The sequence below is a fragment of the Eggerthia catenaformis OT 569 = DSM 20559 genome (genome assembly GCF_000340375.1).
Lineage (GTDB): Bacteria > Bacillota_I > Bacilli_A > Erysipelotrichales > Coprobacillaceae > Eggerthia > Eggerthia catenaformis.
Genome location: NZ_KB446648.1, coordinates 283,604 through 309,923, shown reverse-complemented (window position 1 = coordinate 309,923; position 26,320 = coordinate 283,604). Strand labels below are relative to the sequence as shown.

Genomic DNA, 26,320 nt, shown 5'->3' with positions numbered 1-26,320 from the left:
TTAGGACTCTTACATACTTAATCAACCTGTTCAATACTATTAAAAGCAGTATCAAAGACTTCTATAATACGATCATACTCTTCATCTGTCTCAATCGCATAAAGTTCATCCTCCGGTGAATCAGGATCACGATAAAAGACATAAGAATTAACTTCCTTATTTTGATCATCTGTATTATCTGCATACAAATAATATGTTCTTGCAGTTTCTTCATCCGTATATGAGAAAATCAATTCAACATCCTTCTCAACACCCTGTCCATCTTCAATAGTAATAATATCAAATTCATCCATTACTTTTTAACCCTTTCTAAATGCCAGATATCCTGAACATATTCCTCAATTGTTCGATCACTTGAAAAATAGCCACTTTCAGCAATATTCCTCAAACACATATGTGCCCAAAGTTCTTTATTTTGATAAAGATCATTAATTCTTTCCTGTGCTTTTACATAACTATCAAAATCGGCTAGTAATAGATATTCATCATTATGACCCATTAATTCATCAAAGATCAGTCTGAATTCTTCTCTGGACTGTCCCCATGATCCATCAGTTAATGAATCTACAACTTTTCTGATTCTCATATCATTATTATAGTAATCCCAAGCATGGTACGAATGACTGTCTTTAATTCGATTAATTTCATCAACCTTTAAGCCAAAGATAACAGCATTCTTATCCCCTACACGTTCAGCTATTTCAACATTAGCACCATCTAATGTTCCCAATGTAATAGCACCATTCATCATAAACTTCATATTAGAAGTTCCTGATGCTTCTTTACCTGCCAATGAAATTTGTTCTGAAACATCAGCTGCAGGAATAATATGTTCAGCAATAGTAACCCCATAGTTTGCAATAAATACAACTTTTAAATACTTATTTGTATCAGGATCATTATTAACCACATCAGCAACACTATTAATCAGCTTAATAACTTTTTTAGCAAAATAGTAAGAAGGTGCGGCTTTAGCTCCAAAAATATAAGTATGAGGATAAATTCTAAATGAAGGATCTTGTTTCATCCTCTGATACAGATAAATAATATGCATAACATTTAACAGCTGTCTCTTATAAGCATGAAGTCTCTTTACCTGAATATCAAAAATACTGTTTACATCTACCTCTATCCCATTATGCTCCTTAATATAATTAGCTAAATCAATTTTTCTTTGATATTTTACATTCAGGAACTTGTTTTGCAGAATTGAATCATCAATATATCTTCTTAAGTCTGATAATCTTTCAGGATGAGCAATCCATTCTTTCCCAATAGTATTCTTTAATAACTCAGTTAACTCCGGATTGCTATAAACCAGCCAGCGACGATGAGTAATACCATTCGTCTTATTATTAAATTTACCCGGAAAAATATCAGAAAAATCTTTCATCTCACGATCTTTTAAAATATTACTATGTAATAATGCTACACCATTAACACTAAAGCTTCCGGCAATAGCCATATGAGCCATATACACCTGTCCATCTTTTAAGATCATAACACGATTTAATATTCTCTCATCATTATTTGTCTGCATCTTTACATAGCCGTTAAATCTCTTATGAATTTCATCAACAATCTGATAAACTCGAGGCAGTAAATTCTGCATCATATCAATCGGCCATTTCTCCAATGCTTCTGCTAAAATAGTATGATTTGTATAGGCACAGGTATTGGTAACAATATGCCATGCATCATCCCATTCATAATTATAATCATCAATAAGTATTCTCATTAGTTCAGGAATAACTAAAACAGGATGTGTATCATTTAACTGAATAACATTCTTTTCATGGAAATTAGATAAGTCAGGATAGATTCTTAGATGTGCTCTAACAATAGAGTTTAGCCCTGCAGCCACAAAGAAATACTGCTGTTTTAATCTTAAAAACTTTCCTGCCGGTGTTGAATCATCCGGGTAAAGATTCTGACAAATATCATTGACTTCCTGTAAATATAATCTAAAATTTTTCCCCTTAGGAAAATGATCACTTGGTTCAGGCTTCCATAATCTTAACGTATTCGTAACAGTAGTATTGTTACCAACAATAGGAACATCATAAGGAACTGCACGTATACATTCCGCATTCACATGACGCCATTTCTGTTTCTGACCGTCCCACTCAACACGTCCCCAGAATTTAACTTCACAGGCATGCTTTGGCTTTCTAACCTCCCAGATATTACCTAATCTTAGCCACTGATCAGGTAATTCAATCTGATAGCCATCTTCAATCTTCTGTTCAAAGAATCCATATTCATAACGAATCGTATGACCAAAAGCAGGATAAGATAAAGAAGCCAGTGAATCCATAAAACAGGCAGCCAATCTCCCCAGACCGCCATTTCCTAATCCGGCATCAGATTCCAATTCTTCTAATTCATGAATATTAATATCATAATCAGCTAATCCCTCTTTTGCGATATCATAAATTCCTAAATTCATCATGTTGTTAACAAGGAGTCGTCCAATCAAGAACTCCATAGAAAAATAATGCACCTGCTTCTGATGATTATTTCTAACCTGCATCTTAGTCATGGCCCAGTTTACTGATGCATAATCTCTAACCATAGACTCAAGAATCATCATCTTTTCAGTAATATGGGATTCCTCTACTGTTCTTCCATACTGCTCGATGATCCTTTTAGAGAACTCGTATTTGAACTCTTCTTTCGTTTTAAACATCTAAATTTCCCCCAATTATTTTTTCTTTTTTACAATTCTTTTCTTTATCTCCGGTTTCTTATATTCAAAGATACAAGCGGAGAAAGGCGCCAGTTTTATCTTAATACTATTTTCTTCATTAAGACATTGACCTTTTTTAGAACGAATAGCTCTCGTATTCGTATAATTTCCTCCGGTATAAATATCTTTATCACTATTAAGAATTTCTTTATAGCTGCCGGCAAACGGTACAGGAATCGTATAATCTTCATGTGAATTGCCGATAAAGTTACATACGACCACAATAGCATTGCCATGATCATCAAACCTCGCATAAGAAAATACACTTTGCAGATTATCATCAACAACCAGCCATTTAAATCCATCAGGATTATAATCATATTTCCATAAAGAAGGATATTCTGCAAGTATTTTATTTAAATCTTTAAAGAATTGATGAAAAGAATTATGTTGCGGATAATCTAAAATCTTCCATCCTAAAGCTTTTCTTTCATCCCATTCTTTATATTCAGCCAGTTCATTTCCCATGAAATTAAGCTTTTTACCCGGATGAGTCATCATATAAATATATAAAGCCTTAACCTGAGCGAATTTCTGATCATTATTTCCCCACATCTTATCTAAAATCGTTCCCTTAGAATGAACAACTTCATCATGTGAGAAAGGTAAAATAAACTTTTCACTATAATAATACATCATTGAGAAAGTTAATAGATTATGATCATACTGACGATAAACAGGATCTTCCTTAAAATAACGTAAAGTATCATTCATCCATCCCATATCCCATTTATAATCAAAGCCGATACCGCCATCTTTAACAGGCTTAGTAACATATGGGAAATCCGTTGAATCTTCAGCAATCATCATGACAGATGGATAAAGCTCATTCATACGGTTATTCATTCTCTTTAATAATTCAATAGCTCCATCATTTTGACCAATAAGCTTATTCCCTCGCCAATAAAGCATATTGCTGACAGCATCAAACCTGAAACCATCTATATGGAACATCTCCGCCCAAAAATGAACAGCACTCATTAAGAATGAACGAATCTCTTCCTTCCCGCAGTCAAAATAAACGGAATCCCATTCTGAATATCTTCTTTCAAAGTCACCATATTCATAAACACATCCGCCATCAAACATATGTAAGCCATGACCATCCTTTACGAAATGAGCCAAAACCATATCCATGATAACACCAATATCATTCTTATGGCATTGTTCAATAAAATACATTAATTGATGAGGATTCCCGTAGCGGCTTGTTGCTGAAAAATAGCCTGTCGCCTGATAACCCCAAGAACCATCAAATGGAAATTCATTTAATGGCATCAGCTCAATATGAGTAAATCCTAGTGATTTAACGTAAGGAATCAGCTGATCCGCCATTTCTTCATAAGAAAAGAACTCTCCATCAGCATTATCTGTAAACTCTTTTTTTATTTTCCAAGATCCAAGATTTACTTCATAGATATTCATATTCTTATCAAAGTTTTTAGTACGTTTATTCATCCATCTCTTATCATGCCATTTATAGCCGTCAAGATCAAATACCTTTGATGCTGTAGCAGGACGCAGCTCACTGAAAAAAGCATATGGATCACTTCTATCCACTTTAGCCCCTGATGGTGTTTCAATACGATACTTATAAATATCATATTCCTCTAAATCTTTAATAAACAAGGTCCAGATACCGCCATCATAATAACGCTCCATATAATAATTATCACCATTCCATTGATTAAAATCACCAACAACCTGAACACTTCTGGCATTGGGAGCATAAACAGTAAAACGTACTCCCGGCACTCCATTATTATTTTCCGGATGTGCACCGAATAATTTATAAGCCTCTAAGCAATTCCCTTCATGATATAATTGAATTAAGAAATCATCTAACATAAGTATGTTACTCCTTTCACCTATTTTCTATTATACAATAAAAACGTTGAAATTGCACTATTTCAACCGCTTTCACAGAAAAGTTTTATTATTTTATAATAATTTCATTAATATTCTTTAAAATAATATTTATTGTTCCATTAGAATTATGAACTTTTTCAATATTCATTTCATTGATATAATCTTCTATAGGCATAGTAATTTCAATCTCATTATCAGTTACTATTTTACATTTATCAAACATTTTATTAATCTGAATACTCTTAATAACATCTTCTTCACCGATACCCATATCTTTAAGCATCAGCTCAGATTCTTCACTGGCCTCTTCATTTGCAGACATGACTTTTTTAACAATTTCTATGGGTTTAATAGGATCGTGATTCATCAGTCTATCAGCTAATTCTTGTTTTAATACAGGCATTGACTCTATCTGATTATTAGGATGGTAAGCATCATCTACTCTTTGAACAACTTTCTTCATCGTATTAAATTTCTGTCGATCAGTCAATTTCTCTTCACCCTTAATCCATTGCTCATTTAAATAAAAACTCATCTTACCGTCAATCAGATATTTTTTTTCTAAAATAAAGATTTTCTGATGATCTAAATCAATAAGAACAGCTTCATCAATATTATTTCCTGTTGGAGGTAAAACCTGTTTTTTAGAAATACGTACATTATGATCTTCAACAATCGTAACAGGAACATACTTATAATTAACTTTTAAACAAGCCAGCATGTGAACGCCATCCTGATAACAATCAACATAAAACATATTAGCATTGCTCATCGCTTCAATATGTCTTCCCAGTCCAAAGAATCTTTCCGAGATAGCCTTTGCTCCTCTCTTGAATTCTTCTTCGCTTTCCATCATTTTAGCACCTCTTAATAATAATTCATGAAGACTTGGTACAATAACTTCCTTAAGCTGAGTATTATACAATGCTTTTTCTGTTTTCTTATGATAATATTGCCATGTTGTATCATTCAACTTAACAAACTCATCACTTAAATGAATAGTATCATGCTCAAAATCAAGCATATGTATTAATATCTTATTGATAATAATTGTATTTATTTTTTTTATTTCTGTCATATTTCCTCCTTAAAAAACAATGATTAGATATCAATCATTGTTTTACGCAATAATGGATCCTTGATTGCCAGTTTTAAACGTGCATAACTGACTTTTTTTGTCTTAGAAGACTTTGCTCCCTTAATAAAAGCTTGATCCTGTTTATCAGAAAGAATAAAAGGAATACGAGCAAAGCTGACAGAACCATTCTCTATTATGATTTCCTTTTCTTTAGTATCCTTATTTGTAACCTGAATAATATCACCTGTCAGCAAAAAAGAATAGGCCATATGCGTAGCCTGCTTATTATCAATCATTTCATTATTCTTAGGAGCTGTCAGCTGAACTGTCTTTACAAATGTCTGAGTTTTAGAAAGCTTATATCCTCCCATTAATTCACCCTGACTGACAGTGATCTTATAAGCAATATATTTAGCTGACGCATTACTGCCGGTAATGATTTCCCCTGATGCTTTTATATCCATATTCTCTAAAAGCATCTCATACTGATATTCAGCAGTTTTCTTTTCAGGAGTGACTTTAGGAATCAGCAGATAACTGATTAAAACAACTAAAACTATTACACTGCAAAATAATAATACAGATGCTTTTCGTGTCAGTTTCATATTCATAACCTTCCTTTTTCTTATTATAGCATACAATTTTATTTCAATAAACCTTGATTATTTTATTATTGCTCACTTTATGTTATGATAATAAAGAGGTGACTCTGATGGACAAACATAAACAGTATTTACCTAAAGATAAGATATTTGTTTACATCCTATTTGCGGTTCTATTATCTTTTGTTGTTTACAATCTTCAGTCCGTTTTAAATGTAATAGGATATATTCTTTCTCTAGGTACACCCTTCTATATTGCAATTATAATTGGTTTTATTATGAATATACCAATGAAAAAGATAGAAGAGCTGATATTAAAAAATTCAGATAGAAAAGAATTAAAGTTTCTTAAAAAGAATTCTCGCGGCTTTGCGATAGCCGGAACAATTATTATTTTTATTGCGATTATTATCGTCTTTACATCTTTTATTACTCCTAGAATTGCGGAAAGCATTGGTCTGATCATTAATAATATGACTAATTATATTTCTCGTTTGGCCGGCTTTATGAATAAGATATCTACCCGGTTTAATTTAAACTTTAAGGTTACTTACAGTGATGTGCAAAACTTCTTTAATTCTATTAATATCAATGAATTTCTTGTTAATATTCTTAATCTGACATCAACGACATCTAAAAGCTTATCCGGTGTGATCAGTTCAATCAGTGATACAATTGTTACCAGTGTAACAGCATTCTTTATGTCTCTATATCTATTATCAAGCAAAGAAAAGCATACTATGCAGTTAAGAAAAATAGTATTGTATATCTTCAAAAAAGACAGAGCGATACATATATTTCAGATAGCTGCTGAAGCACATCATTATTTTACTAAGTTTGTCAGCGGACAGTTGTTGGAAGCAACAATATTTATGACTATTGTCTATATTGCTATGAGAATACTAAGTATTCCTTTCCCGGAAATCATTGGCTTAATTGCTTTTATATTTAGCTTTATACCAATGTTTGGAAGCTTTTTTACCTTAGTGATTGGCTCTATTCTAGTTTCTGCCGCTGCTTATGATAAGCTTCTCTTATTTGTGATTGTCTTTGTTTCACTTCAGCAGTTTGAAGGAAATATTGTCTATCCAAGAGTAGTTGGTAAATCAGTCGGTATCAGTGGCTTATTTGTATTACTGGGAATTACTGTATTTGGACGATTATTCGGTTTCTTTGGAGTTTTGATTGCCGTCCCTTTAACAGCTTTTATCTATGCTTTTTTAGATCGTATTATCAATATTTCTCTTTATCGACAGCATATTGAAGTCACTGAAACAGAAATTCTTGAAGTAGATGATGATGGTCAGACAGTTGAGCATTTATTCTAGTGCATATGTTTTAAGCATATGCTTTTTTATTTTTTCTATTGACAACAATAGTGATAAGTATATAATCATGGCTATAAACAAATAAAAGATAAAGGCAGCGATGCATCAGAGTATCTTAGGGAGAAGACATTCTATGAACTGAGAGAAAGGTAACCATCGCCGAAAGAAAATAATGGTGATTATTTTCTTGGGGTCTAGGGAAATACCCTATTCACTCCTTCGTAAGAAGAGGCGTTATCATGGAACATTGACTATGTTAACGCATAGTTATTTTTTGTTTAAAGGAGGAAAAATTATGAAATTTATGAGATTGGCTTTAGCAGTATTACTGGCATTAAGCTTAGCAGGATGTGGTTTGGCTAATAAGAAAGAAGAAACATTTACGGTTGGTATGGAAGCAGCTTATCAGCCTTTTAACTGGCAGACTTCTAAAAAGACAGATACATCTGTTCCTTTAGAAGGCGGAGCAGGGTATGCTGACGGCTATGATGTTGTAATGAGTCAGAAAATCGCTAAAGCTTTAGGTAAAAAACTTGTTATCAAGAAAATTAGCTGGGATGGTTTATCCAGTGCCTTAAATAGCGGAGAAATTGATGCTATTATTGCCGGTATGACAGCTAATAAAGAAAGAGAAAAAGGTGTAGACTTTACCACTCCTTATTATCAGTCTGAAATGGTTATGATTGTACGTAAAGATAGTCCACAAGCTTCTTATAAGAGTATTCAGCAATTCACAGGTCAAAAAGTCATGGGACAGAAGAATACCAATTATGATACTGTTATTGATCAGATTAAAGGTGTTAAGCATCAGACTCCAAAAGCTACTTATCCTGAACTTGTATTAGCTTTACAGAATAAAGATGCTGATGCGGTTCCTGCTGAGCTTCCTGTTGCGAATGGGATTGTTAAAGCTAATAAGAATCTGGCTATTGTCCATTTTGATAAAAATAAAGGATTTGATATTGATACATCAGTATCTATCGGCTTAAAAGAAGGAACAAGAGGATCTGATAATTTTAAACAAATTCAAAAAGCTTTAGATAGTATTTCTCAAAAAGAACGTTTAAAGATTATGGAAGATGCTGTTAATCGTGCACCTTCAACAAACTAGAGGATAAATTATGAGTATTGATTTTAAATTTGCTTTTAAAACTTTAATAGAATCATGGCCATTATTTACATATGGCATCTATATGACATTAGCTTTTGCAATTGTCGGCACAACTGCCGGTTTAATATTAGGTCTTATCATCGGAGCTATTCATTCATTAGAAATTGATCCTCTTGATTCACCGGCTGTCAAATTCTTTAAAAAACTGGGACATCTGATCACTTCACTCTATGTCTGGGTTTTTAGAGGAACACCAATGATGGTACAGGCAGTCTTTCTTTATTATCTATTAAAGCCATTTTTTCACTGGACATCTTTAACAGCCGGTATGATTATTATTTCCATTAATACAGCTGCCTATATGGCTGAAATCATCAGATCCGGTATTCAATCTATTGATAATGGTCAAAAAGAAGCAGCAAAATCTTTAGGTATGACAAATTTTCAGACTCTGATATCTGTCATCTTTCCACAGGCTATTAAGAATACTTTTCCATCTATTGGCAATCAGTTAATCGTTAATATTAAAGACAGCTGTATGCTGAATGCGATTGCAGTCAGTGAACTTTATTTCCAGGCAACAAGTATTGCCGGAAGTACAATGAGATTTACTGAAGTTTATATGTTAGTAGCTATTATGTATCTGCTTTTAACATCTGCTGCTACATTTATATTAAATAGGATTGAAAAGAAATTAAATCATACTGATACTGCTACAATTATGGATCATTGTGCATAGGAGGGAATCATGGAACATGTTATTGAAATTAATCATTTAAAAAAATCATTTGGTCAGCTAGATGTCCTTCATGATGTGAATCTTACTATTGATAAAGGACAGGTTGTTACAATTATCGGGTCATCAGGCAGCGGAAAATCTACTTTATTAAGATGTATTAATCTTTTAGAGATTCCCAGTGATGGCGAAATTCTTTATCGTGGTACTAATATCTTAAAAAGCTCAATGAAAGTCAATGAATATCGCAGTAAAGTAGGTATGGTATTTCAGTCTTTCAATCTTTTTGTTAATAAAAGCGTTCTCGATAACTGTGTCATTGCTCAAATAAAAGTTTTAAAGAAAAGTAAAGATGAAGCAAAAAAAATTGCTTTAGATAATCTTAGAAAAGTAGGCATGGAGCAATTTTCTAATGCTTCTGTAATCACTCTTTCAGGCGGTCAAAAACAAAGAGTTGCTATTGCTCGCAGCTTATGTATGAATCCTGATGTCTTGTTATTTGATGAACCCACAAGTGCTCTTGATCCGGAAATGGTTGGTGATGTTCTGGATGTTATTAAAGGACTGGCTAAACATGGACTGACAATGGCCATTGTTACTCATGAAATGCAGTTTGCTTCTGAAGTAAGTGATATCATTTATTTTATGGATAAAGGCTATGTCTGTGAAAAAGGAACACCTGATCAGATCTTTAATCACCCTCAGAAAGAACGTACAAAACAATTCCTTTCACGCTTTAATCAATAAGAGTAACCCTGCTGCTGATAATTAGGTGGCAGGTTTACTCTTATTTTCTTGTATATTATTCATTGTAAATGTTATAATACCAATACTTAGAAAGGAGTCTTTTATGAAATTTAAAAAAGAATGGCTCAATAAAAACTGGGTAAGCTATAGTATTGCTTTATGTATCGCAATTACATTTTATTCTATAATCAATCATTTTGATATGATTCTACTGGGATTATCCCATATTTTCAGGTTTATTTCTCCTGTTATTTATGGTTTGATTATTGCCTATATCTTAGATCCCGGAGTTGCTTTTTTTGAAAAAAAAGTATTTAAAGGAAAACATAGTAGAAGTCTCTCAGTCTTTACAACATTTATTTTAATTATACTGGCTCTTACAATATTAGGCTTTGCATTAATTCCACCTATTGTAAAATCAATTGTCGGATTGTTTTCTAACTTTGACAGCTACTCTCATTCTTTACAATTATGGCTAGCTAATCTTGCCTCTATCGCTAAAGAATATAATATTGATATTTCTTATCTGACAAATGCCGGAGGAGATGCCCTAAAACAGATTGCCGGTATGATTCCTAGAAATATTAATAATATTATCAGTACTTCCGTTAATATTGGAGTCAGTTTATTTAATCTTGTGATAGCTTTTATTCTCGCTATTTACTTTTTAATTTATGCTTCTAATCTTCAAAGAAGTTTAAGAGCATTCTTAAAAGCTGTCTTAAAGCCAAATAAATATAATGCTGTTGCTGAATTCTGGAGAAGAGTTAATCGTATCTTTATTCGCTATATCTTATGTGATTTATTAGATGGCTTTATTATTGGCTGCATTAATTTTCTCTTTATGACAATAATGCATATGCCTTTTACTGCTTTAGTATCAGTTATTGTAGGTGTTACAAATCTGGCACCTACATTCGGACCAATAGTAGGTGCTATTATTGGCGGATTTATTCTTCTTTTAGTCAATCCATTAATGGCTTTCTGGTTTATTATCTTTACTATTATCTTACAAACATTTGATGGCTATCTGATTAAGCCGGTCTTATTTGGAGATACTTTAGGAGTTTCTTCTATCATGATTTTAATCTTTATTATTGTTGGCAGCCGTATGTTTGGCGTATGGGGTATCTTACTTGCGATCCCAACAGCCGCTATCTGTGATTTTATCTACAAAGATTTTATCTGGAGAAAGAATCTCAAACAGATGTATGAACAGAATACCGAAGCAGAGTTATAAAAAAAGCTCAAACTGAGCTTTTTTTATTTCTTATTTCATTATAGTCTTTTAATACCTGATTACTATTAAAAACATACATCTTAACATGCTTATTCTTATAATAAATATCTAAACAATGTCTATTTATTTGTTTAATTTCTTTAATATCCCGATAATAAATCATTCTAGGAATATTAATAAATATGTAATAATCATAAGTTACTAAGTATGTATCATCTATAATAATTTGTGATGCAAACAATAACAGAAGTGTACAAATAACTGATGCTGCCAGTCCGGCTATCAGTTTTGCTTTAGATCCTACATATACTCCATAAACTGTTGCACTTAAAAGAGCAATAAGCAGAATACTCATAACTATTGTATGTCGCATTTCTCTATATTTCTTCTTCATAAATATCACCGGATAAATTGTATCATAGCTATTTGACAAAGAAAAGTGAAATGTTACAATACAAAAAAGGAGAAATATTATGAAAGATTTTAATTTACGAGCTTATCTAGCTGAATTTATTGGTACATTTATTCTAGTATTCTTTGGTACCGGATCCGCAGTCTTATATTCAGGAGCTTCTGCCAATGCTTTACTTATATTAACCGTACCGATAGTCTTTGGACTAACAATTGTAGCTGTTTATTATAGTATTGGACATATTTCAGGAGGTCATGTTAATCCGGCAGTTTCTTTAGCTATGTACTTTGACAACAGAATTTCTTTAAAAGATATGTTCTTATATATGTTTTCTCAGCTATTAGGAGCATTAAGCGCCAGTGCTCTTTTATTTGCTTTAATCAGTAATATTCCAAATGCTGAACTTAAAACTGTAGGACTTGGAGCTAATGGCTTTGAGAAAGCCAGCTTAATGAATATTACACTCATTGGTGCTTTTTTAACTGAAATTATCCTTACAGGCATCTTTGTATTTGTAGTATTATCAGTTTCTAAAAAAGAAAACTATTCTTCTACAGGAGGATTAGCAATCGGTAGCGTCTTAACGCTTGTTCATTTCTTTGGCATAGCTCTCACAGGAACATCCGTTAATCCTGCCCGTTCCTTAGCTCCGGCTATTATTTTAAAATTAGCCGGCTTAGGTACTGCTCTAAATCAGGTATGGTTGTTTATTATTGCTCCTTTGCTTGGAGCAGTGCTTGCTGTTACAATCTATAAATTAATGACTAATAAGTAATAATTAAAGGTCTGCATTATTTTAATGCAGACCTTTTTATATCTCATATTTACCAATCTTATATAAATGATGAGTCTTAATAAATGCATTTGCAATCATTTCAAATCCTAATACAATCATATGAAATGTAAGATGATGATTAGGATCATACATTAAAGCAATTGACAGTAGAATAGAAATAATCATCCAGCCTCCTCTAAAGAGATTAAAAGATTTATTTTGAATAAATTCATCAATCCCTTGAGCACATTCTTCTAAGGTAAGTAATGCCCACATAATACTTAATACAGTAATAGAGTTTTCCTGCTGAATCATTAAGACTACCGATAAAATAAGCAGAATAATGCTTTTTCCTACTGCTACCTTGGCTTTTTTAAAATAATAAGCATATAAATTAACAGCAGCATCTATAATAAATAATATTCCTACAATATAGGGAACATAATCTATTAATACGTCAGGTATAATAATACACAATATCCCTACTAAGACAAAAACAAAAACCTGCTGTCTATCCTCCAGGCGATGTACTAATTTTTCAGTCAAAATTACGCCCCCTTTTTAAATTTACTTTCTTCTTGGTACTGCACTAAAGAATACCAGTAATCCGCTTAATACTAATTGAATGATAGCTCCGGGAATTATTCCGAAAATATCATAAAATATCATTAATATTCTCGGAACATAAAAGCTTCCAAGATTTCCTGATAAATAGTTTATAAGCACAAATAAAGCCATTAAAAACCAGATAATACCAAATATAATACCGGTCCAACTTCTTTTTCTTGCCATCTTTAATCCTCCCCTGTAATTAAAATATAGATATATTATAACATAAAATATAGATATTGTTTATAGTCAGTTTCTGATTTTAATCCAACTCTTACCTTGATCAGCAGATTTATATTTACTTGTATTCCCATTAATATCTTTAAATGTTATAAATATTACTCCTTTTACATTCATTTTGGCATTAACATTTGGCTTAGTATCCGGAAGTTCTGAAATAAAAACCTTTTTATTCTCAGAAATTTTCACAAAAAACCATTGTACTCTTGACATTGCCTGATCAACCTGAATAATTCCAAATTCTGAATTAGGAATTTTTATTACGTTATCTACAGAAAGATTATTTAATTTATCTTGTATTTTTTTATCAGCAGCATTGCTTTGATTAGCTTTCTTCTTACCGGAATCATCAGTTATATAAGATGGTTTTCCTTTTGGATAAATCGTACCGATTTCGGATTTATGTTTATTCTTTTCAAAGATAACTTTGATAGTTGTCCAGCTTTGATTATTCCAATTACCATCGATAGCCAGTGTTACTGTATTTTTATTCCACTTAATCCAATAACTGCCCTGAGAAATAGGAGTATAGCCATCATCTGTTCCGACAGTACTATTTTTTATTTTCTCTATAAAAAACGGATTTTTTCTTTCATAAAGACTTATCTCAGAAAGCAATAAAAATGATGATTCTCTTACTATTAAGGTATATTTTTTATCAGGAGAAGAAAATTCATGATATCTTGTAACACTATGATTTAACAGCACAACAAATGATCCGAATAAAAAGGCTAATATTAAACCTATCCATCCGATTATAATAATGATTTTTATTATTTTCTTAGAATACTTTTTCCAAGCCATTCTCAGTCCATATATACACCATAAAGCAATTATTATAGTGAAAATATAAACTAAATCAACCGATCTTAAATGTAAGTCTAAGAAATTCATTAAGATAATATATTTAGTCCTGTTTTGTATAAACAAAAGTGATCCTGTAAATATCATCCAAAGTACAGAGATGAATAAAAAAATATATTTACTATGTCTTCTAATCCTATTAATAATCATAACTTTATTCTCATAAAATACGTTCTAAATAATTTTTACTATTATATCACAATTATTATAAAACATTAAAAAATCACTCTATATTCTGCTTCTTATTTAAGTCTTATAAGATGATTCTCTCTCTTATAGATAAGCTTGCTGTTTCTATTAATTTCAAGAGGTTTCAACTCCTTTATAAAATGTCTTGACGGTAAATACTTATCATAAGGAACTACTTCTTGATTCTCAGAATTCTCTATTCATTCTATTATAATTATTAGATAATCAGTTTTAATATTTTAGTGTTGACAAATGTATGATTTTTTTTTATTTTTTTAATAATTTTTTCTTTCTTTTTAAAAAAGAATGGTTATAATGAAGGTCATATAGGAGGAATTCAAGATGAAATACGTTGAAAAAGTATTAGAGGAATTAAAAGAAAAGAATGCTGATCAGCCAGAGTTTATTGAAGCTGCAACCGAAGTATTAAAAAGCTTAGAACCTGTCTTTGAAGCACACCCTGAATATGAAAAGATGGCTTTGCTTGAAAGAATCACTGAACCTGAAAGACAGATTATGTTTAGAGTCCCATGGGTAGATGATAATGGAAAAGTACATGTAAATAGAGGATTCAGAGTACAGTTTAATAGTGCTATCGGTCCTTATAAGGGTGGTTTAAGATTCCATCCTAGTGTAAACTTAGGAATTATTAAATTCTTAGGATTTGAACAGATTTTTAAAAATTCATTAACTACTTTACCAATCGGCGGAGGTAAAGGTGGTTCTGATTTTGATCCTCAGGATAAAAGTGATGCGGAAATCATGAGATTCTGTCAGAGTTTTATGACTGAATTATATCGTCATATTGGTCCTGATATAGATGTACCTGCCGGTGATATTGGTGTTGGCGGCAGAGAAATCGGCTATCTTTACGGTCAATATAAAAGAATTACAAACAGCTGGAACAATGGTGTCTTAACCGGTAAAGGTATGCCATTTGGCGGTTCATTAATTAGACCGGAAGCTACCGGATATGGAGCTGTTTATTATGCTAATGAAGTATTAGAACATTTTAATGATTCATTTAAAGGAAAAACAATTGTAATGTCAGGTTATGGAAATGTTGCTTGGGGTATTGCTCAAAAAGCAACTGAATATGGTGCTAGAGTTGTCACTATTTCCGGCAGAGATGGCTATGTTTATGACAAAGATGGTGTTAATACAGAAGAAAAATTTAACTTCCTATTAAAGATCAGAAATAAAAATGAAGTTAAGCTCAAAGACTATGCTGATAAATTTGGAGCAGAATTCCATCCGAATGAAAAACCTTGGGGTAAAGTAAAAGCAGATATGGCTTTCCCATCAGCAACACAGAATGAAATCAATGAAGATGATGCAAAATCTTTAGTTGCTAGTGGCGTTAAATATGTCTTTGAAGCTGCTAATATGCCAACAACTCCTGAAGGTGTAAATTACTTCTTATCACAGAAAATTATTTTAGGACCTGCCAAAGCATGCAATGCCGGAGGTGTTGCTGTCAGTGCTTTGGAAATGTCACAAAATTCTATGCGATATAACTGGACAGAAGAAGAAGTTGATACTAAATTACATCAGATTATGAAAGATATTGTTGCTTCTTCAGTAGCTGCAGCTAAAAAATACGGCTTAGGCTATGACTTAATTAAAGGCGGTAATATTGCCGGCTTTGAAAAAGTTGCGGCGGCAATGATTGCTCAAGGATTATATTAAAGGTGTGGATAATATCCACACCTTTTTAATCTATACTGCTGGCAGCATAATATCCTTCTTTAATTGTATCCAACTTAAATAAATCTCCTGCTCATCCTTACGTTTATTCGTAAATGCTGAATTTATCCCCATTGGAGACATGGCTAATCTTTACTTCCATCTTTCCTATTTTCATAGGTCCAAACAGTTTTTCATAACTCATAATTCTACACTCATTATCTTTATAACTAATTATATAATATAAATATTACCAAAATAATATTTTCATTACTCAAGTCATTTTCCAATGATGAAATAAAAAAGATGATATTTCTATCATCTTTTAATCATTTTTTATCTTTTAGCACGTCTGTATCCGGCTTTTTTAGCCTCTTCTTCTGAATTAAACCATACTACATTCTTTTCACTATTGTATCATATAACGAATTTCTTACGATACCACTTTTAAGATATTTTCTACTGTCAAACTTCCTCCAAATCTTTTATAGAAATAGATAGGAAAAGAATCTTTTCGTATAGCTTTACACTAAGCTTAAACTTAGGATAGATAAAAAACAAGGTATTATTCAGAAAAAACTGCTTGATAAAGGTTATAAATCATCATAATAGCAAGAAAACTCATACAAAAAATGGATGCCTCCTGTAAAATACAGAGAAACATCCATGTATCCCGTTTAATTTATAATATATATCCGGAATTTAAGGTACATATTATTTATCTGATTATCTTTTTTTAATAAATTATAAGATTTCTTTATCCCTCATCATCAACTAAGTGAAATTCTTTTAACTGAGTATCACCGGTGATAAGCTTTAATATAGCAAGTGCCGCTTCTTTAGGTCCGGTATGTTCATTACCGGGTATACCTAATCTTGTATGTAGCTGTCCTACCTTAATTCCTTGTTCAAACATTGATTTAAAATAGCTTTGCAACAATGGTTCAGTCTGTTCCTGTCTTTGTACCGGTCCAAATGGATTTGCAAAATAAGATCCTACCAAACCAAGTTCAGTTGTTGTTCCTTTAGCCATTCTCTGACCTGCTCTAAATACTTTTAAGGCATCATCTGCATTATCAAAAAATTCAACTGCCTCACCGGTATCTTCATAGTTATTAGCATACAAGAACATATCTACATGATGCTTAGCAACAACATCTTCATAGTTGGTGATTGGAATAACAACTCTGGCATTCTTTTTATCAGGATTCATAAATACTGATCTGTCTAATTCTTTAAATGAATAGCCGGCATCTAAATCATCTAACCTGACAAAAGCACCTATTTCAGTTCCTGATGATTTAACCTCTTTCGTATCCGGATCATAAGATAATAACCCCATATCATCATAAATTGTTTTAATATCCTCAATATAAGCAGCACCAAGTGATTTAATCTGCTCAATTGTTTCACTCTTTCCTGCTCCGCTATCTCCCATAACTACAATATTCATATTATCTCTATTATGAAGTTTCATCTGTACCATAGCTCCATGAATAGGAAGATTCCCTTTATTAATCTGTCTAACATTATGGAGAGTCAGACACATTTTTTTCATATATCCAAAATAATCAAATTCATCATTTGAAGATAATAAAGCAACCATCATATCATTCTTGTCGTCTTGATAGAATGACTGATTCTTCTGTCCATCTTCATAGCCATACACATAAATTAAATCCGGTTTTCTATTTCTATATTCTTCTTCATCAGCTAAATCAAACAAGTTACATAAAGTAACTCCCTGTGCCATATATTTTCTATTAAAATAAACAAAGCATAACTGATCACCTATTTTAGCCGGATAACAGAACCATTGTTCTGCTTCAAAACGCATATCTTCAATAGGATTATAATTAATCTCAGGAAATACTCCATCACGTTTATTTCTCTTTGAATAAGCAATGAAAGGCGGATGAATCACAACATTCTGAATAAAAGGAATATTATCAAGACATCTATATTCATAAGGTAAAGTAGAACGTATCTGAGTAACAGCTAAGCCGGCATTAACACCCAATGTTGTCTGTCGATAAACCTTGTTTCTCTTTCCAAGTGCTGTTTCTTCAATAGATCGATATGTCTTTAAAACCAGAGCTTCAAATTTAGTCTGAGCTTCTACAAACCCTACATTCTGATAACCGCCTTCTCTTCTTCTATCATTAAAGACAATAGCATATCTTTGCAGCTTTCGCCAGAAAGCATAAAGATCTTCTACCATCTTTTCAATCATCTCATCATCTTGTAAATATTCTTTTAATTCAGGCTTAGTTACTGATACTTCCTTTGGTGTCATAATCAATAACAGTCTAAAGATATCTCTTAAATCATTTGCCACTGTAATATCATCACTCTGTACATTATGCAAATAAGTATAAAGTCTAGTCTCTCTTCTGGCATTATCTCTCACAAACTTACGTAATACCCTAAAAAAAGATTCACTTTCAATCAATTCACATCTGCTTTGACAATATTCTTCAGAGAAATTTAAAATAGCATTTCCTCTAGTCATAATAAATTTATAAGCCATAGGTTCGCCTCCTCTTCCTGTAGCTTATTATAAGCATAAATAAATATATAATGCAAAATAATTTCATTTGTAAGCCCTTTTATTTTAAGACCTCTTGCTTTTTATACGATGAAGCGTTTTGTCAAGTACTTTTTTGTCTGCAATAAGGTTTTTGTTATAAAGAGTTCAGCATTTATTTTATATCCCTGTATTCAATAATTCAATCTTTAGTCACTAAAATATTTAGTATAAAATACTACTATTTTACTACTCACACATTCCTTACAGTAAAACTTCCGGCTGCAAGAGTTTATATAGTATATCAAAGTTCTTTGCTTAAAAGCAGTAAATGCGGCTTGTTTTCTTACAAACATTCTAAATCATTAAAAAAATTTAAAAAAGACTTTGCCAACAATTGCTTCCTTAAAATCTAAAGCTCCCAATACTCTAGAGTCAGAAGAATTATTACGATTATCACCCATTACAAATACTTGACCTTTACCTACTTTATAACTCCAGTCATTATCTTCCATCTTCTCTTTAATATATGTCTCATTAAGCTTCTGTTTATTACGATAGATATATCCTTTAACACAGGCAATAGTATCTCCTTCTTTACCAATAACTCTTTTAATGATTTGTTCCTTTTTATCACCAAAAGCAGTTTCCGCAACAACAACATCTCCATATTTAACATTACTATAGCTATAGAACTTCTTATTTACTAAAACAATATTATTGTTGTGATAATTAGGTTCCATAGAATCTCCTACTACTCTAGAGATTTGAATAAAGTATAATATTGAATAAGTAATTACTACAGTAATAAGAATAACTTTTAAGTAGTCTAATAATTCTTTCTTAATATCTATTTTTTTCTTTTCTTTCATTTTAATCACCTGTCTTATTATATCACATCTATTATCTTATTTGCATTTTTATTATTTTATGGTATTCTTGTGGTTGAAGTGAGGCAAAGATATGAAAAAAAATCAAATTTTATCTCTATGCTTAGTGTTACTCTTACTGCTCACGGGATGTCAGTCAGTTAAGAAAACAAAAGAAACAGTCAAAAAAGAAGTAACTAAAAAAACAAAGACTCTAGATAAAAAAAATTATGGCTTATTAACAGGAATGCCTTTAAAACAAGTCTTAAATCTTAAATATCATTATAATACACTTATTATTTCTAAAGGGACTTCACTCACAAAAGAAGAAACTCAGCAGCTCTATAATAAGAATACAAAAAAGCTTTATACTGCCTATTCTCTTTCAAAAAGTTCAGATAAGAAATATACAAAAATTAAAGGAACAAATTATATAGATATTACTCATAAACAATGGATTCAACATATTACAAAAGATGCTTATATGCTAAAAGATAAAGGTTTCTTTGGAGTCTATTTATCCGGTTTAGATCTTTATAAAGTTAAAAACAATGAAACTATTTATAATTCTATTACCAATCTATTAGAAATATTCTATCAAAACAATCTAGAAGTTATTGTGACTGATGGACAGACATATGTAGAAACTTATCTGACTCGCTTAAAGCAGCAGAAAATCAAAGCTGAAGAAGAAGGTCAAAAAAAAGCAGAAGGAACAAAATCTGATCCTTCTAGCCAACCTATTGAAGTTCATGAATTAATTCATGGTATTTTTAAAGAAGAAGTATTTACTATTTTTGATGAAAAGAATCATAAAACCATTAAACAGGATACAGCTGTTTCAGCTAATTATAAGAACTATTTCCAGAATGCCAAGAATAATGGCTTAGAAATTTATATTGTTGAATTTACAAGACATTCTGACTGGCAGGCTGTTGTGCGTACTTATTGTAGAAACAGACGATATCACTACTATTTTCTGAAAGATAAAACACTGTCCACTGAATAAACAAATTAAAATCCTTGTACTAGTACAAGGATTTTAATTATTCTCTTTAATCAAATCTAAAGATATTTTATGATAGGGAAACTGTATAGCTCCCTTACTGAAGCAATATTTTTTTAATTTCAAAGAAAAATGATCAATCGCTTTCACTCCGAGATAAATACCTAAATGTTTTTAGCAACAAAATGAATGATATTCATGTTGACATACCCCATGATATTTTTTCTGCTGCTCCATTCATCTTATCTGAAATCACTTGGTAAACTTCTTTTAAAACAGAGTGAAGAGAATCATCACAAAGATAGATATACTCTTCAAGAGTCTGTGGAGTTCTTAATGTCTTTTCAATATGTTTTCCCTCTCACTAATTTTCTATTAGGCTTAAAATGAGGAATGTTTTTAAAAAAAATCATCATAAGTCAATGTTTTATCATAAGAAATATGCTTATATCCTGTTAGTCAGAAAATAAGCATATTAATCTCCTCTTTCTTTCTGATTTTATATAATATCTTATTAATCAGACATTCATAAACCTTCAAGAAGGACTGATCATAATTTTTTCATAATACTTATCCTCTATAATAAGGGACTATCCCACATTTATATCAAAGAAAGACCAAATCCCTTTATCATTTGATAAAGGGATTCTCATTATTCTAATTCAAAAGCTCCGGTATATAACTGATAATACTGTCCTTTTTGTTTGATAAGATCCTTATGATTTCCTCTTTCAATAATTCTTCCCTGATCTAAAACCATAATAACATCACTGTTTTGAACAGTAGATAATCTATGTGCAATCACAAAGACTGTACGTCCATACATTAAAGCATCCATACCTCTTTGTACAATAGCTTCTGTTCTTGTATCAATAGATGAAGTTGCTTCATCTAAGATCATCACCGGAGGATTTGCAACTGCTGCTCTGGCAATCGCAATCAGCTGACGCTGCCCCTGAGATAAGTTAGAACCATTATTATCAAGTTTTGTATTATATCCTTCAGGAAGTCTAGTAATAAAATCATGAGCTCCTACCAGTTTGGCAGCCGCCTGACATTCTGCATCACCAGCTTCTAAATATCCATATCTAATATTATCCATGACAGTTCCTGTGAACAGATTAGTATCCTGTAAAACAATACCTAATGATCTTCTTAAATCCGATTTTTTAATCTTATCTATATTAATACCATCATATCTGATCTTGCCATCTTTAATATCATAAAATCTATTAATTAAATTAGTAATAGTTGTTTTACCTGCTCCCGTTGCACCTACAAAAGCAACTTTCTGTCCAGGCTTAGCAAAAACAGATATATCATGAAGAATCATCTTATCCGGATTATAAGCAAAATCTACATGTTCCAACTGAACATCTCCTTCCATTTTAGAAAGAGTTATTGTGCCGTCAGCATGAGGATACTTCCATGCCCATTTTTCAGTTCTTTCACTCGTTTCTACAAGCTTGCCGTTTTCTTCCCTTACATTGACCAACGTTACATAGCCGTTATCTTCTTCACTTTCCTGATCAAGCAAATTAAAAATACGGGTCGCTCCGGCAAGTCCCATAATAACTGAATTAATCTGTTGAGAAACTTGTCCAATACTGCCGGTAAACTGCTTTGTCATATTTAGGAATGGTACAACGATAGAAATACTTAAAGCCATTCCCGAAATAGACATATTAGGAGCTTTTACTAATAATAAGATTCCTCCCGTAATAGCCACAATAACATATAAAATATTAGACATATTATGAAGAATAGGACCTAATATATTAGAATAGGTATTCGCTCTTCTGCTTGATTCAAACCATGCATCATTCACCTTATCAAAGCCCTCTAAAGATTCCTGCTCATGATTAAAAACTTTAATAACCTTCTGTCCGTTCATCATTTCTTCTATATACCCTTCTGTTTCTCCCAGGGTCACCTGCTGCTTTACAAAGTACTTTGCTGAACGTTCACCTAATTCCTTTGTTACAATAAGCATTAGAATAAGTCCTAAGACAACAACCATAAAGAGATTAAAGGAATAATACATCATAATACATGCCAGTGTTATTAAAACGATAAATGTTGATGTTAGCTGTGGGAATGACTGAGAAACCATCTGTCGTAAGGCATCTATATCATTTGTATAGGTAGACATGATATCCCCATGAGCATTGGTATCAAAATATCTGATAGGTAGAGTTTCCATCTTCTCAAAAATAACTTTTCTAAATTTAGCAAGTGCTCCCTGAGTAATAACAGCCATTAATCTGGTGTAGCCAAATGATGCCAGTAATGACAGTACATACAATAATATAAGAACTGCCAAATAACCAAATATTTTACCGGAAGCAGTAGCCCATGAGCCATGAGTCTTTAAAGTCTGTTCAATGATTGCAATAATATTTTGCTGAAAAACAGCCGGTATTGCTGAAATAACCGCATTAATTAATATTAATAATAATACTGAAGGAATAAGAATCGGAAAGAATGAGAGCATCATTTTCAGTAATCTTTTAAATGTTCCTTTCTTAACTAAAGAAAGCTTTGATTTATTACTTGCCATCATTATCACCAACCTTGTTTTGTGAAGTATAGACTTCTTTATATATCTCATTTGTTTTTAATAATTCTTCATGTGTCCCTATTGCATTAATTGTTCCCTTACTCATAACAATAATCTGATCAGCATCCTCTACTGATGCTATTCTTTGAGCAATAATAATCTTTGTTGTTGCAGGAATAAACCTTCTAAGACCATCTCTTATTTTTGCATCCGTTTTTGTATCAACAGCACTTGTTGAATCATCTAAGATTAAGATTTTAGGTTTCTTTAATAATGCTCTGGCAATACATAACCGTTGCTTCTGTCCTCCTGATACATTACTTCCTCCCTGCTCTATATACGTATCGTAGCCCTTAGGCATTAAATCAATAAACTCATCAGCACAGGCTAAATGACATGCTTCTCTGATTTCCTCATCAGTAGCCTCTTTATTTCCCCATCTAAGGTTATCCTTAATAGTTCCTGAGAATAAAACATTTTTCTGTAAAACAACAGCCACCTGATCTCTTAATGTGACCAGATCATACTCTTTAACATTTCTGTCTCCTACATAAACATCTCCTTCAGTTGTGTCATACAAACGAGAAATAAGCTGAATTAGTGATGATTTAGAAGACCCTGTTCCTCCAACAATGCCGATAGTTTGCCCGCTTTTAATATCTATATTTATATTTTCCAAGGCATAACGCTCCGCCTTCCTGGAATATTTAAAGGATACATTCTTAAATGAAATATCACCATTAGCTACCTCATAAATCGGATACTCAGGGTTCACTATGGAGCTCTTTTCAATCAATACGGCAACTATACGTTCTGCTGATTCTGTAGATATTGTTATCATAACAAAAACCATAGAAAGCATCATTAATGATATTAAAACCTGAAATGAATAAGTAAGCAGCGAAGATAATTGTCCGACATTTAAATCGATCCCTCGAGTTGTGATCACAAGATATGACCCGAATGACAACGTGAATACCATAACCGTATATAATGCAAATTGCATCATAGGTGTATTTAAAGCTAATATTTTTTCAGCCTTTGTAAAATCCTGTCTCACATCCTCTACTGCCCGATCAAATTTATCAATTTCATATTTTTCTCTTACAAAAGACTTTACAACTCTAATTCCGTTAATATTCTCCTGAACAGAAGCATTAAGCGTATCATATTTATTAAATACTGCCCTGAACAGAGGTAAGGATTTCCTAATAATAATAGCTAAGCCAATCCCTAAAAAAGGAATACTGAATAAGAATATAAGTGCCAGTCTTCCTCCCATAAGCACTGCCATTGTAAATGAAAATATAATCATTAACGGTGCTCTGACAGCTACTCTGATAACCATCATAAAAGCCATCTGTACATTAGTAATATCGGTAGTCATTCTGGTAACCAAAGAAGAAGCTGAAAATTTATCAATATTTTCAAATGAAAAATTACTTACTGATTCAAATAAATCTCTTCTCAGATTTTTACCGAACCCGGCACTGGCATTAGCTGCTGTAATACCGGCCCATGCCCCAAAGAATAATGATAATAAAGCCAGTAATAATAATATCCCACCATATTTGATCAATACATCCATAGTTGCCTGACCGCGTTGTAACAAATTAACGAGTCTGGCAATCACAAAAGGAATAAGACATTCCATAACAACCTCTCCTGATACAATAAGCGGTGTTTTAATAGAATCTTTTTTAAATTCACGTAAACTTTTTACCAATGTTTTAATCATTATATCATTCTTTCCTTTCTGTCATTTTCCGAAACTTAACATCATCTTTTAATTCATTCCAGTTATTATTAAGCTTTTCTAATAACTTACATAAAGTTTCTTTCTCTTCCTTACTAAAGTCCTTATATAAATATGCAATCATCTTTTCATAATTCTTTTTATTATTCATCATCTGATTTATACCTGATTCGGTAAGTGTCAGATTAATTTGTCTCAGATCATTTTTTGATCTTTTTCTAACTAAAAAATCTTCTGCTTCCAGCTTACATAGAATTTCACTCATTGAACTTGCTTTAATATCAAGATAGTCCTGTAATTCTCTCTGTGTCATCATAGAGTGTTTAGCAAGCATATATAAAGCACGCTTTTGACCTGCTTTTCTTCCGGTATTGTCATATATAAAGCGCCCCGCACTTCTAATATACTCTGTCAGCTTAATATCTATTTTCATAATGCACCTCTTTGTTAGCTACCTAATATTTAGGTACCTTACATTATAATTGTTTTAAATATCAATTCAAGTAAAAATAAATGATTATTTTTTATAGCTTTAAAATAAAAAAACTATTAATAAGAACTCATCAAATATGCCTATATTCAATTGAGAGAAATAGATAAAAAGAATGTTAATAATTAAGCTATGTATAGTACACCCGTATTTTAAAAATATATAAATGATAAATTTAATGAAAAACTAATCTAATAAAAACAATTAAAGTAATAGTATTGATGATAAGAGGCTATTTCTATAATAGTTTCAATAAAGTCATTAGGAATAGAACATACCATACACATCATTCTCTTATAAGAATATAGTAATATTTTATAAATCTGTTCCTTATTACTGACCATAGTCCATTACATTTACTCAATTAAAAAAACATAGAAGAACAATATGTTCAACTATGTTTTTAATAATATTAAGCTTTAATTTTCTTTCTTGTGATAAGAGCTATTCCAAGAAGTGATCCCATCATCATGATCATCTGCATCATGATGTCTGAATGATCTCCCGTGTCTGGAGTCTTAGGCTTCTCCGGCTTATGCGTGTTCTTGATCTTAATATCCTTTGCATTGCTGCTGTCAATCTCACTCTCATAGCCCTTGACCTTATCCTCAGTAACCGTATACCTGATCTCCTTACCGTTCTCATACTTGTCAAGGTTCTTCCATGCATATGTCCATCCGTTGCTCTTGTCAAGCACGATGCTTTCCTTCTCTTTTCCGTTAGCATATAAGCGAACAGTAATGCTTGCAGGTCTGATCTTATCCTTATCGTTTTCATCATCCCATGTCTTTGTGACCTTAAGCTCCGTCTTTTCAAGTGTATGCGTATTCTTGATGTTGTAGCCTTCTACTTTTGTTTCGTAGCCCTCTACCTTTTC

23 protein-coding genes, 1 pseudogene and 1 riboswitch are annotated in these 26,320 nt (G+C 31.9%); of the genes and pseudogenes, 8 read left to right on the top strand and 16 right to left on the bottom strand.

Annotated features, from left to right (window positions below; translation table 11 throughout):
* Positions 1 to 17: 17 nt before the first annotated feature.
* From HMPREF9943_RS06315 to HMPREF9943_RS06295, 5 genes are all read right to left on the bottom strand, one after another.
* Positions 18 to 293 (bottom strand): DUF1292 domain-containing protein, encoded by a 276-nt coding sequence (locus tag HMPREF9943_RS06315; RefSeq protein ID WP_004803197.1) that lies wholly within the window; start codon positions 291 to 293, stop codon positions 18 to 20.
* On the bottom strand, positions 293 to 2,689 hold the full coding sequence (locus HMPREF9943_RS06310) for a glycogen/starch/alpha-glucan phosphorylase (RefSeq protein ID WP_004803196.1): 2,397 nt from the start codon (positions 2,687 to 2,689) through the stop codon (positions 293 to 295). The genes HMPREF9943_RS06315 and HMPREF9943_RS06310 overlap by 1 nt, the downstream gene beginning before the upstream one ends.
* 15 nt (positions 2,690 to 2,704) lie before the next feature.
* Positions 2,705 to 4,597, bottom strand: coding sequence for a 1,4-alpha-glucan branching protein GlgB (gene glgB / locus HMPREF9943_RS06305; protein ID WP_004803195.1), 1,893 nt, complete (start codon positions 4,595 to 4,597; stop codon positions 2,705 to 2,707).
* An 88-nt stretch (positions 4,598 to 4,685) separates the two neighbouring features.
* Positions 4,686 to 5,696, bottom strand: coding sequence for a nucleoid-associated protein (locus HMPREF9943_RS06300; protein ID WP_004803193.1), 1,011 nt, complete (start codon positions 5,694 to 5,696; stop codon positions 4,686 to 4,688).
* 23 nt (positions 5,697 to 5,719) lie between these two features.
* The gene (locus HMPREF9943_RS06295) at positions 5,720 to 6,301 is read right to left on the bottom strand and encodes a hypothetical protein (RefSeq protein WP_040402717.1); all 582 of its coding nucleotides are present in this window, start codon (positions 6,299 to 6,301) and stop codon (positions 5,720 to 5,722) included.
* A 107-nt stretch (positions 6,302 to 6,408) separates the two neighbouring features.
* On the opposite strand from HMPREF9943_RS06295, the gene HMPREF9943_RS06290 reads away from it, so the two are divergent.
* The 5 genes from HMPREF9943_RS06290 (at position 6,409) to HMPREF9943_RS06270 (ending at position 11,460) form a co-directional block, all read left to right on the top strand.
* Positions 6,409 to 7,626, top strand: coding sequence for an AI-2E family transporter (locus tag HMPREF9943_RS06290; protein ID WP_004803190.1), 1,218 nt, complete (start codon positions 6,409 to 6,411; stop codon positions 7,624 to 7,626).
* A gap of 81 nt (positions 7,627 to 7,707) precedes the next feature.
* Positions 7,708 to 7,871: riboswitch (Lysine riboswitch) on the top strand.
* Between the two features lie 50 nt (positions 7,872 to 7,921).
* The gene (locus HMPREF9943_RS06285) at positions 7,922 to 8,737 is read left to right on the top strand and encodes a transporter substrate-binding domain-containing protein (RefSeq protein WP_004803188.1); all 816 of its coding nucleotides are present in this window, start codon (positions 7,922 to 7,924) and stop codon (positions 8,735 to 8,737) included.
* Between the two features lie 10 nt (positions 8,738 to 8,747).
* Positions 8,748 to 9,476 (top strand): amino acid ABC transporter permease, encoded by a 729-nt coding sequence (locus tag HMPREF9943_RS06280; protein WP_004803186.1) that lies wholly within the window; start codon positions 8,748 to 8,750, stop codon positions 9,474 to 9,476.
* 9 nt (positions 9,477 to 9,485) lie between these two features.
* Positions 9,486 to 10,220: an amino acid ABC transporter ATP-binding protein gene (locus HMPREF9943_RS06275; protein ID WP_004803184.1), complete on the top strand. Its 735-nt coding sequence runs from the start codon at positions 9,486 to 9,488 to the stop codon at positions 10,218 to 10,220.
* Positions 10,221 to 10,323: 103 nt separating this feature from the next.
* Positions 10,324 to 11,460, top strand: a complete 1,137-nt coding sequence (locus HMPREF9943_RS06270; protein WP_004803182.1) for an AI-2E family transporter — start codon at positions 10,324 to 10,326, stop codon at positions 11,458 to 11,460.
* 7 nt (positions 11,461 to 11,467) lie between these two features.
* Here HMPREF9943_RS06270 and HMPREF9943_RS06265 read toward each other — a convergent pair whose 3' ends face one another.
* Positions 11,468 to 11,854, bottom strand: coding sequence for a hypothetical protein (locus HMPREF9943_RS06265; protein ID WP_040402714.1), 387 nt, complete (start codon positions 11,852 to 11,854; stop codon positions 11,468 to 11,470).
* A gap of 79 nt (positions 11,855 to 11,933) precedes the next feature.
* On the opposite strand from HMPREF9943_RS06265, the gene HMPREF9943_RS06260 reads away from it, so the two are divergent.
* Positions 11,934 to 12,647: an MIP/aquaporin family protein gene (locus tag HMPREF9943_RS06260; RefSeq protein WP_004803179.1), complete on the top strand. Its 714-nt coding sequence runs from the start codon at positions 11,934 to 11,936 to the stop codon at positions 12,645 to 12,647.
* A gap of 36 nt (positions 12,648 to 12,683) precedes the next feature.
* On the opposite strand, the gene HMPREF9943_RS06255 is transcribed toward HMPREF9943_RS06260, so the two are convergent.
* From HMPREF9943_RS06255 to HMPREF9943_RS09730, 3 genes are all read right to left on the bottom strand, one after another.
* Positions 12,684 to 13,193 carry a DUF308 domain-containing protein gene (locus tag HMPREF9943_RS06255; RefSeq protein WP_004803177.1) on the bottom strand — a complete coding sequence of 170 codons (510 nt, stop codon included), beginning with the start codon at positions 13,191 to 13,193 and terminating at the stop codon, positions 12,684 to 12,686.
* Positions 13,194 to 13,214: 21 nt separating this feature from the next.
* A complete protein-coding gene (locus HMPREF9943_RS06250) occupies positions 13,215 to 13,439 on the bottom strand; it encodes a hypothetical protein (protein WP_004803174.1) in 225 nt (74 codons plus the stop codon).
* A 66-nt stretch (positions 13,440 to 13,505) separates the two neighbouring features.
* Positions 13,506 to 14,300: a hypothetical protein gene (locus tag HMPREF9943_RS09730; protein WP_155957282.1), complete on the bottom strand. Its 795-nt coding sequence runs from the start codon at positions 14,298 to 14,300 to the stop codon at positions 13,506 to 13,508.
* A 591-nt stretch (positions 14,301 to 14,891) separates the two neighbouring features.
* Here HMPREF9943_RS09730 and gdhA point away from each other — a divergent pair.
* Entirely contained in the window at positions 14,892 to 16,238 is a 1,347-nt protein-coding gene (gdhA, locus tag HMPREF9943_RS06240; RefSeq protein WP_004803171.1) for an NADP-specific glutamate dehydrogenase, read from the top strand.
* A gap of 333 nt (positions 16,239 to 16,571) precedes the next feature.
* Here gdhA and HMPREF9943_RS10505 read toward each other — a convergent pair.
* The 3 genes and pseudogenes from HMPREF9943_RS10505 to lepB all read right to left on the bottom strand — a co-directional run.
* Positions 16,572 to 16,643: pseudogene (locus HMPREF9943_RS10505) on the bottom strand (sunset domain-containing protein); the annotation flags it as partial.
* Between the two features lie 349 nt (positions 16,644 to 16,992).
* Positions 16,993 to 18,765, bottom strand: a complete 1,773-nt coding sequence (locus HMPREF9943_RS06235) for a myosin/kinesin family protein (RefSeq protein ID WP_004803169.1) — start codon at positions 18,763 to 18,765, stop codon at positions 16,993 to 16,995.
* Between the two features lie 362 nt (positions 18,766 to 19,127).
* Positions 19,128 to 19,634 (bottom strand): signal peptidase I, encoded by a 507-nt coding sequence (gene lepB, locus HMPREF9943_RS06230; protein WP_004803166.1) that lies wholly within the window; start codon positions 19,632 to 19,634, stop codon positions 19,128 to 19,130.
* A gap of 91 nt (positions 19,635 to 19,725) precedes the next feature.
* On the opposite strand from lepB, the gene HMPREF9943_RS06225 reads away from it, so the two are divergent.
* On the top strand, positions 19,726 to 20,640 hold the full coding sequence (locus tag HMPREF9943_RS06225; protein WP_004803165.1) for a hypothetical protein: 915 nt from the start codon (positions 19,726 to 19,728) through the stop codon (positions 20,638 to 20,640).
* A gap of 649 nt (positions 20,641 to 21,289) precedes the next feature.
* Here HMPREF9943_RS06225 and HMPREF9943_RS06220 read toward each other — a convergent pair.
* The 4 genes from HMPREF9943_RS06220 to HMPREF9943_RS06205 form a co-directional block, all read right to left on the bottom strand.
* Positions 21,290 to 23,200 (bottom strand): ABC transporter ATP-binding protein, encoded by a 1,911-nt coding sequence (locus HMPREF9943_RS06220; RefSeq protein ID WP_004803163.1) that lies wholly within the window; start codon positions 23,198 to 23,200, stop codon positions 21,290 to 21,292.
* Positions 23,187 to 24,935 carry an ABC transporter ATP-binding protein gene (locus HMPREF9943_RS06215; RefSeq protein ID WP_004803161.1) on the bottom strand — a complete coding sequence of 583 codons (1,749 nt, stop codon included), beginning with the start codon at positions 24,933 to 24,935 and terminating at the stop codon, positions 23,187 to 23,189. The genes HMPREF9943_RS06220 and HMPREF9943_RS06215 overlap by 14 nt, the downstream gene beginning before the upstream one ends.
* Before the next feature lie 4 nt (positions 24,936 to 24,939).
* Positions 24,940 to 25,386 (bottom strand): MarR family winged helix-turn-helix transcriptional regulator, encoded by a 447-nt coding sequence (locus HMPREF9943_RS06210; RefSeq protein ID WP_004803160.1) that lies wholly within the window; start codon positions 25,384 to 25,386, stop codon positions 24,940 to 24,942.
* A gap of 469 nt (positions 25,387 to 25,855) precedes the next feature.
* Positions 25,856 to 26,320, bottom strand: a 465-nt coding sequence (locus HMPREF9943_RS06205) for a Cna B-type domain-containing protein (protein ID WP_004803156.1), incomplete at its 5' end; no start/stop codon positions are given.

Coding starts and splice junctions, on each gene's coding strand:
- HMPREF9943_RS06260 (WP_004803179.1), top strand. CDS start 11,934: ATGAAAGATTTTAATTTACGAGCTTATCTAGCTGAATTTATTGGTACA.
- HMPREF9943_RS06285 (WP_004803188.1), top strand. CDS start 7,922: ATGAAATTTATGAGATTGGCTTTAGCAGTATTACTGGCATTAAGCTTA.
- HMPREF9943_RS06250 (WP_004803174.1), bottom strand. CDS start 13,439: ATGGCAAGAAAAAGAAGTTGGACCGGTATTATATTTGGTATTATCTGG.
- HMPREF9943_RS06300 (WP_004803193.1), bottom strand. CDS start 5,696: ATGACAGAAATAAAAAAAATAAATACAATTATTATCAATAAGATATTA.
- HMPREF9943_RS06235 (WP_004803169.1), bottom strand. CDS start 18,765: ATGGCTTATAAATTTATTATGACTAGAGGAAATGCTATTTTAAATTTC.
- HMPREF9943_RS06295 (WP_040402717.1), bottom strand. CDS start 6,301: ATGAAACTGACACGAAAAGCATCTGTATTATTATTTTGCAGTGTAATA.
- HMPREF9943_RS06270 (WP_004803182.1), top strand. CDS start 10,324: ATGAAATTTAAAAAAGAATGGCTCAATAAAAACTGGGTAAGCTATAGT.
- HMPREF9943_RS06265 (WP_040402714.1), bottom strand. CDS start 11,854: ATGAAGAAGAAATATAGAGAAATGCGACATACAATAGTTATGAGTATT.
- gdhA (WP_004803171.1), top strand. CDS start 14,892: ATGAAATACGTTGAAAAAGTATTAGAGGAATTAAAAGAAAAGAATGCT.
- HMPREF9943_RS06215 (WP_004803161.1), bottom strand. CDS start 24,935: ATGATTAAAACATTGGTAAAAAGTTTACGTGAATTTAAAAAAGATTCT.
- HMPREF9943_RS09730 (WP_155957282.1), bottom strand. CDS start 14,300: ATGGCTTGGAAAAAGTATTCTAAGAAAATAATAAAAATCATTATTATA.
- HMPREF9943_RS06220 (WP_004803163.1), bottom strand. CDS start 23,200: ATGATGGCAAGTAATAAATCAAAGCTTTCTTTAGTTAAGAAAGGAACA.
- HMPREF9943_RS06210 (WP_004803160.1), bottom strand. CDS start 25,386: ATGAAAATAGATATTAAGCTGACAGAGTATATTAGAAGTGCGGGGCGC.
- glgB (WP_004803195.1), bottom strand. CDS start 4,597: ATGTTAGATGATTTCTTAATTCAATTATATCATGAAGGGAATTGCTTA.
- HMPREF9943_RS06225 (WP_004803165.1), top strand. CDS start 19,726: ATGAAAAAAAATCAAATTTTATCTCTATGCTTAGTGTTACTCTTACTG.
- HMPREF9943_RS06290 (WP_004803190.1), top strand. CDS start 6,409: ATGGACAAACATAAACAGTATTTACCTAAAGATAAGATATTTGTTTAC.
- HMPREF9943_RS06315 (WP_004803197.1), bottom strand. CDS start 293: ATGGATGAATTTGATATTATTACTATTGAAGATGGACAGGGTGTTGAG.
- HMPREF9943_RS06280 (WP_004803186.1), top strand. CDS start 8,748: ATGAGTATTGATTTTAAATTTGCTTTTAAAACTTTAATAGAATCATGG.
- HMPREF9943_RS06275 (WP_004803184.1), top strand. CDS start 9,486: ATGGAACATGTTATTGAAATTAATCATTTAAAAAAATCATTTGGTCAG.
- HMPREF9943_RS06310 (WP_004803196.1), bottom strand. CDS start 2,689: ATGTTTAAAACGAAAGAAGAGTTCAAATACGAGTTCTCTAAAAGGATC.
- lepB (WP_004803166.1), bottom strand. CDS start 19,634: ATGAAAGAAAAGAAAAAAATAGATATTAAGAAAGAATTATTAGACTAC.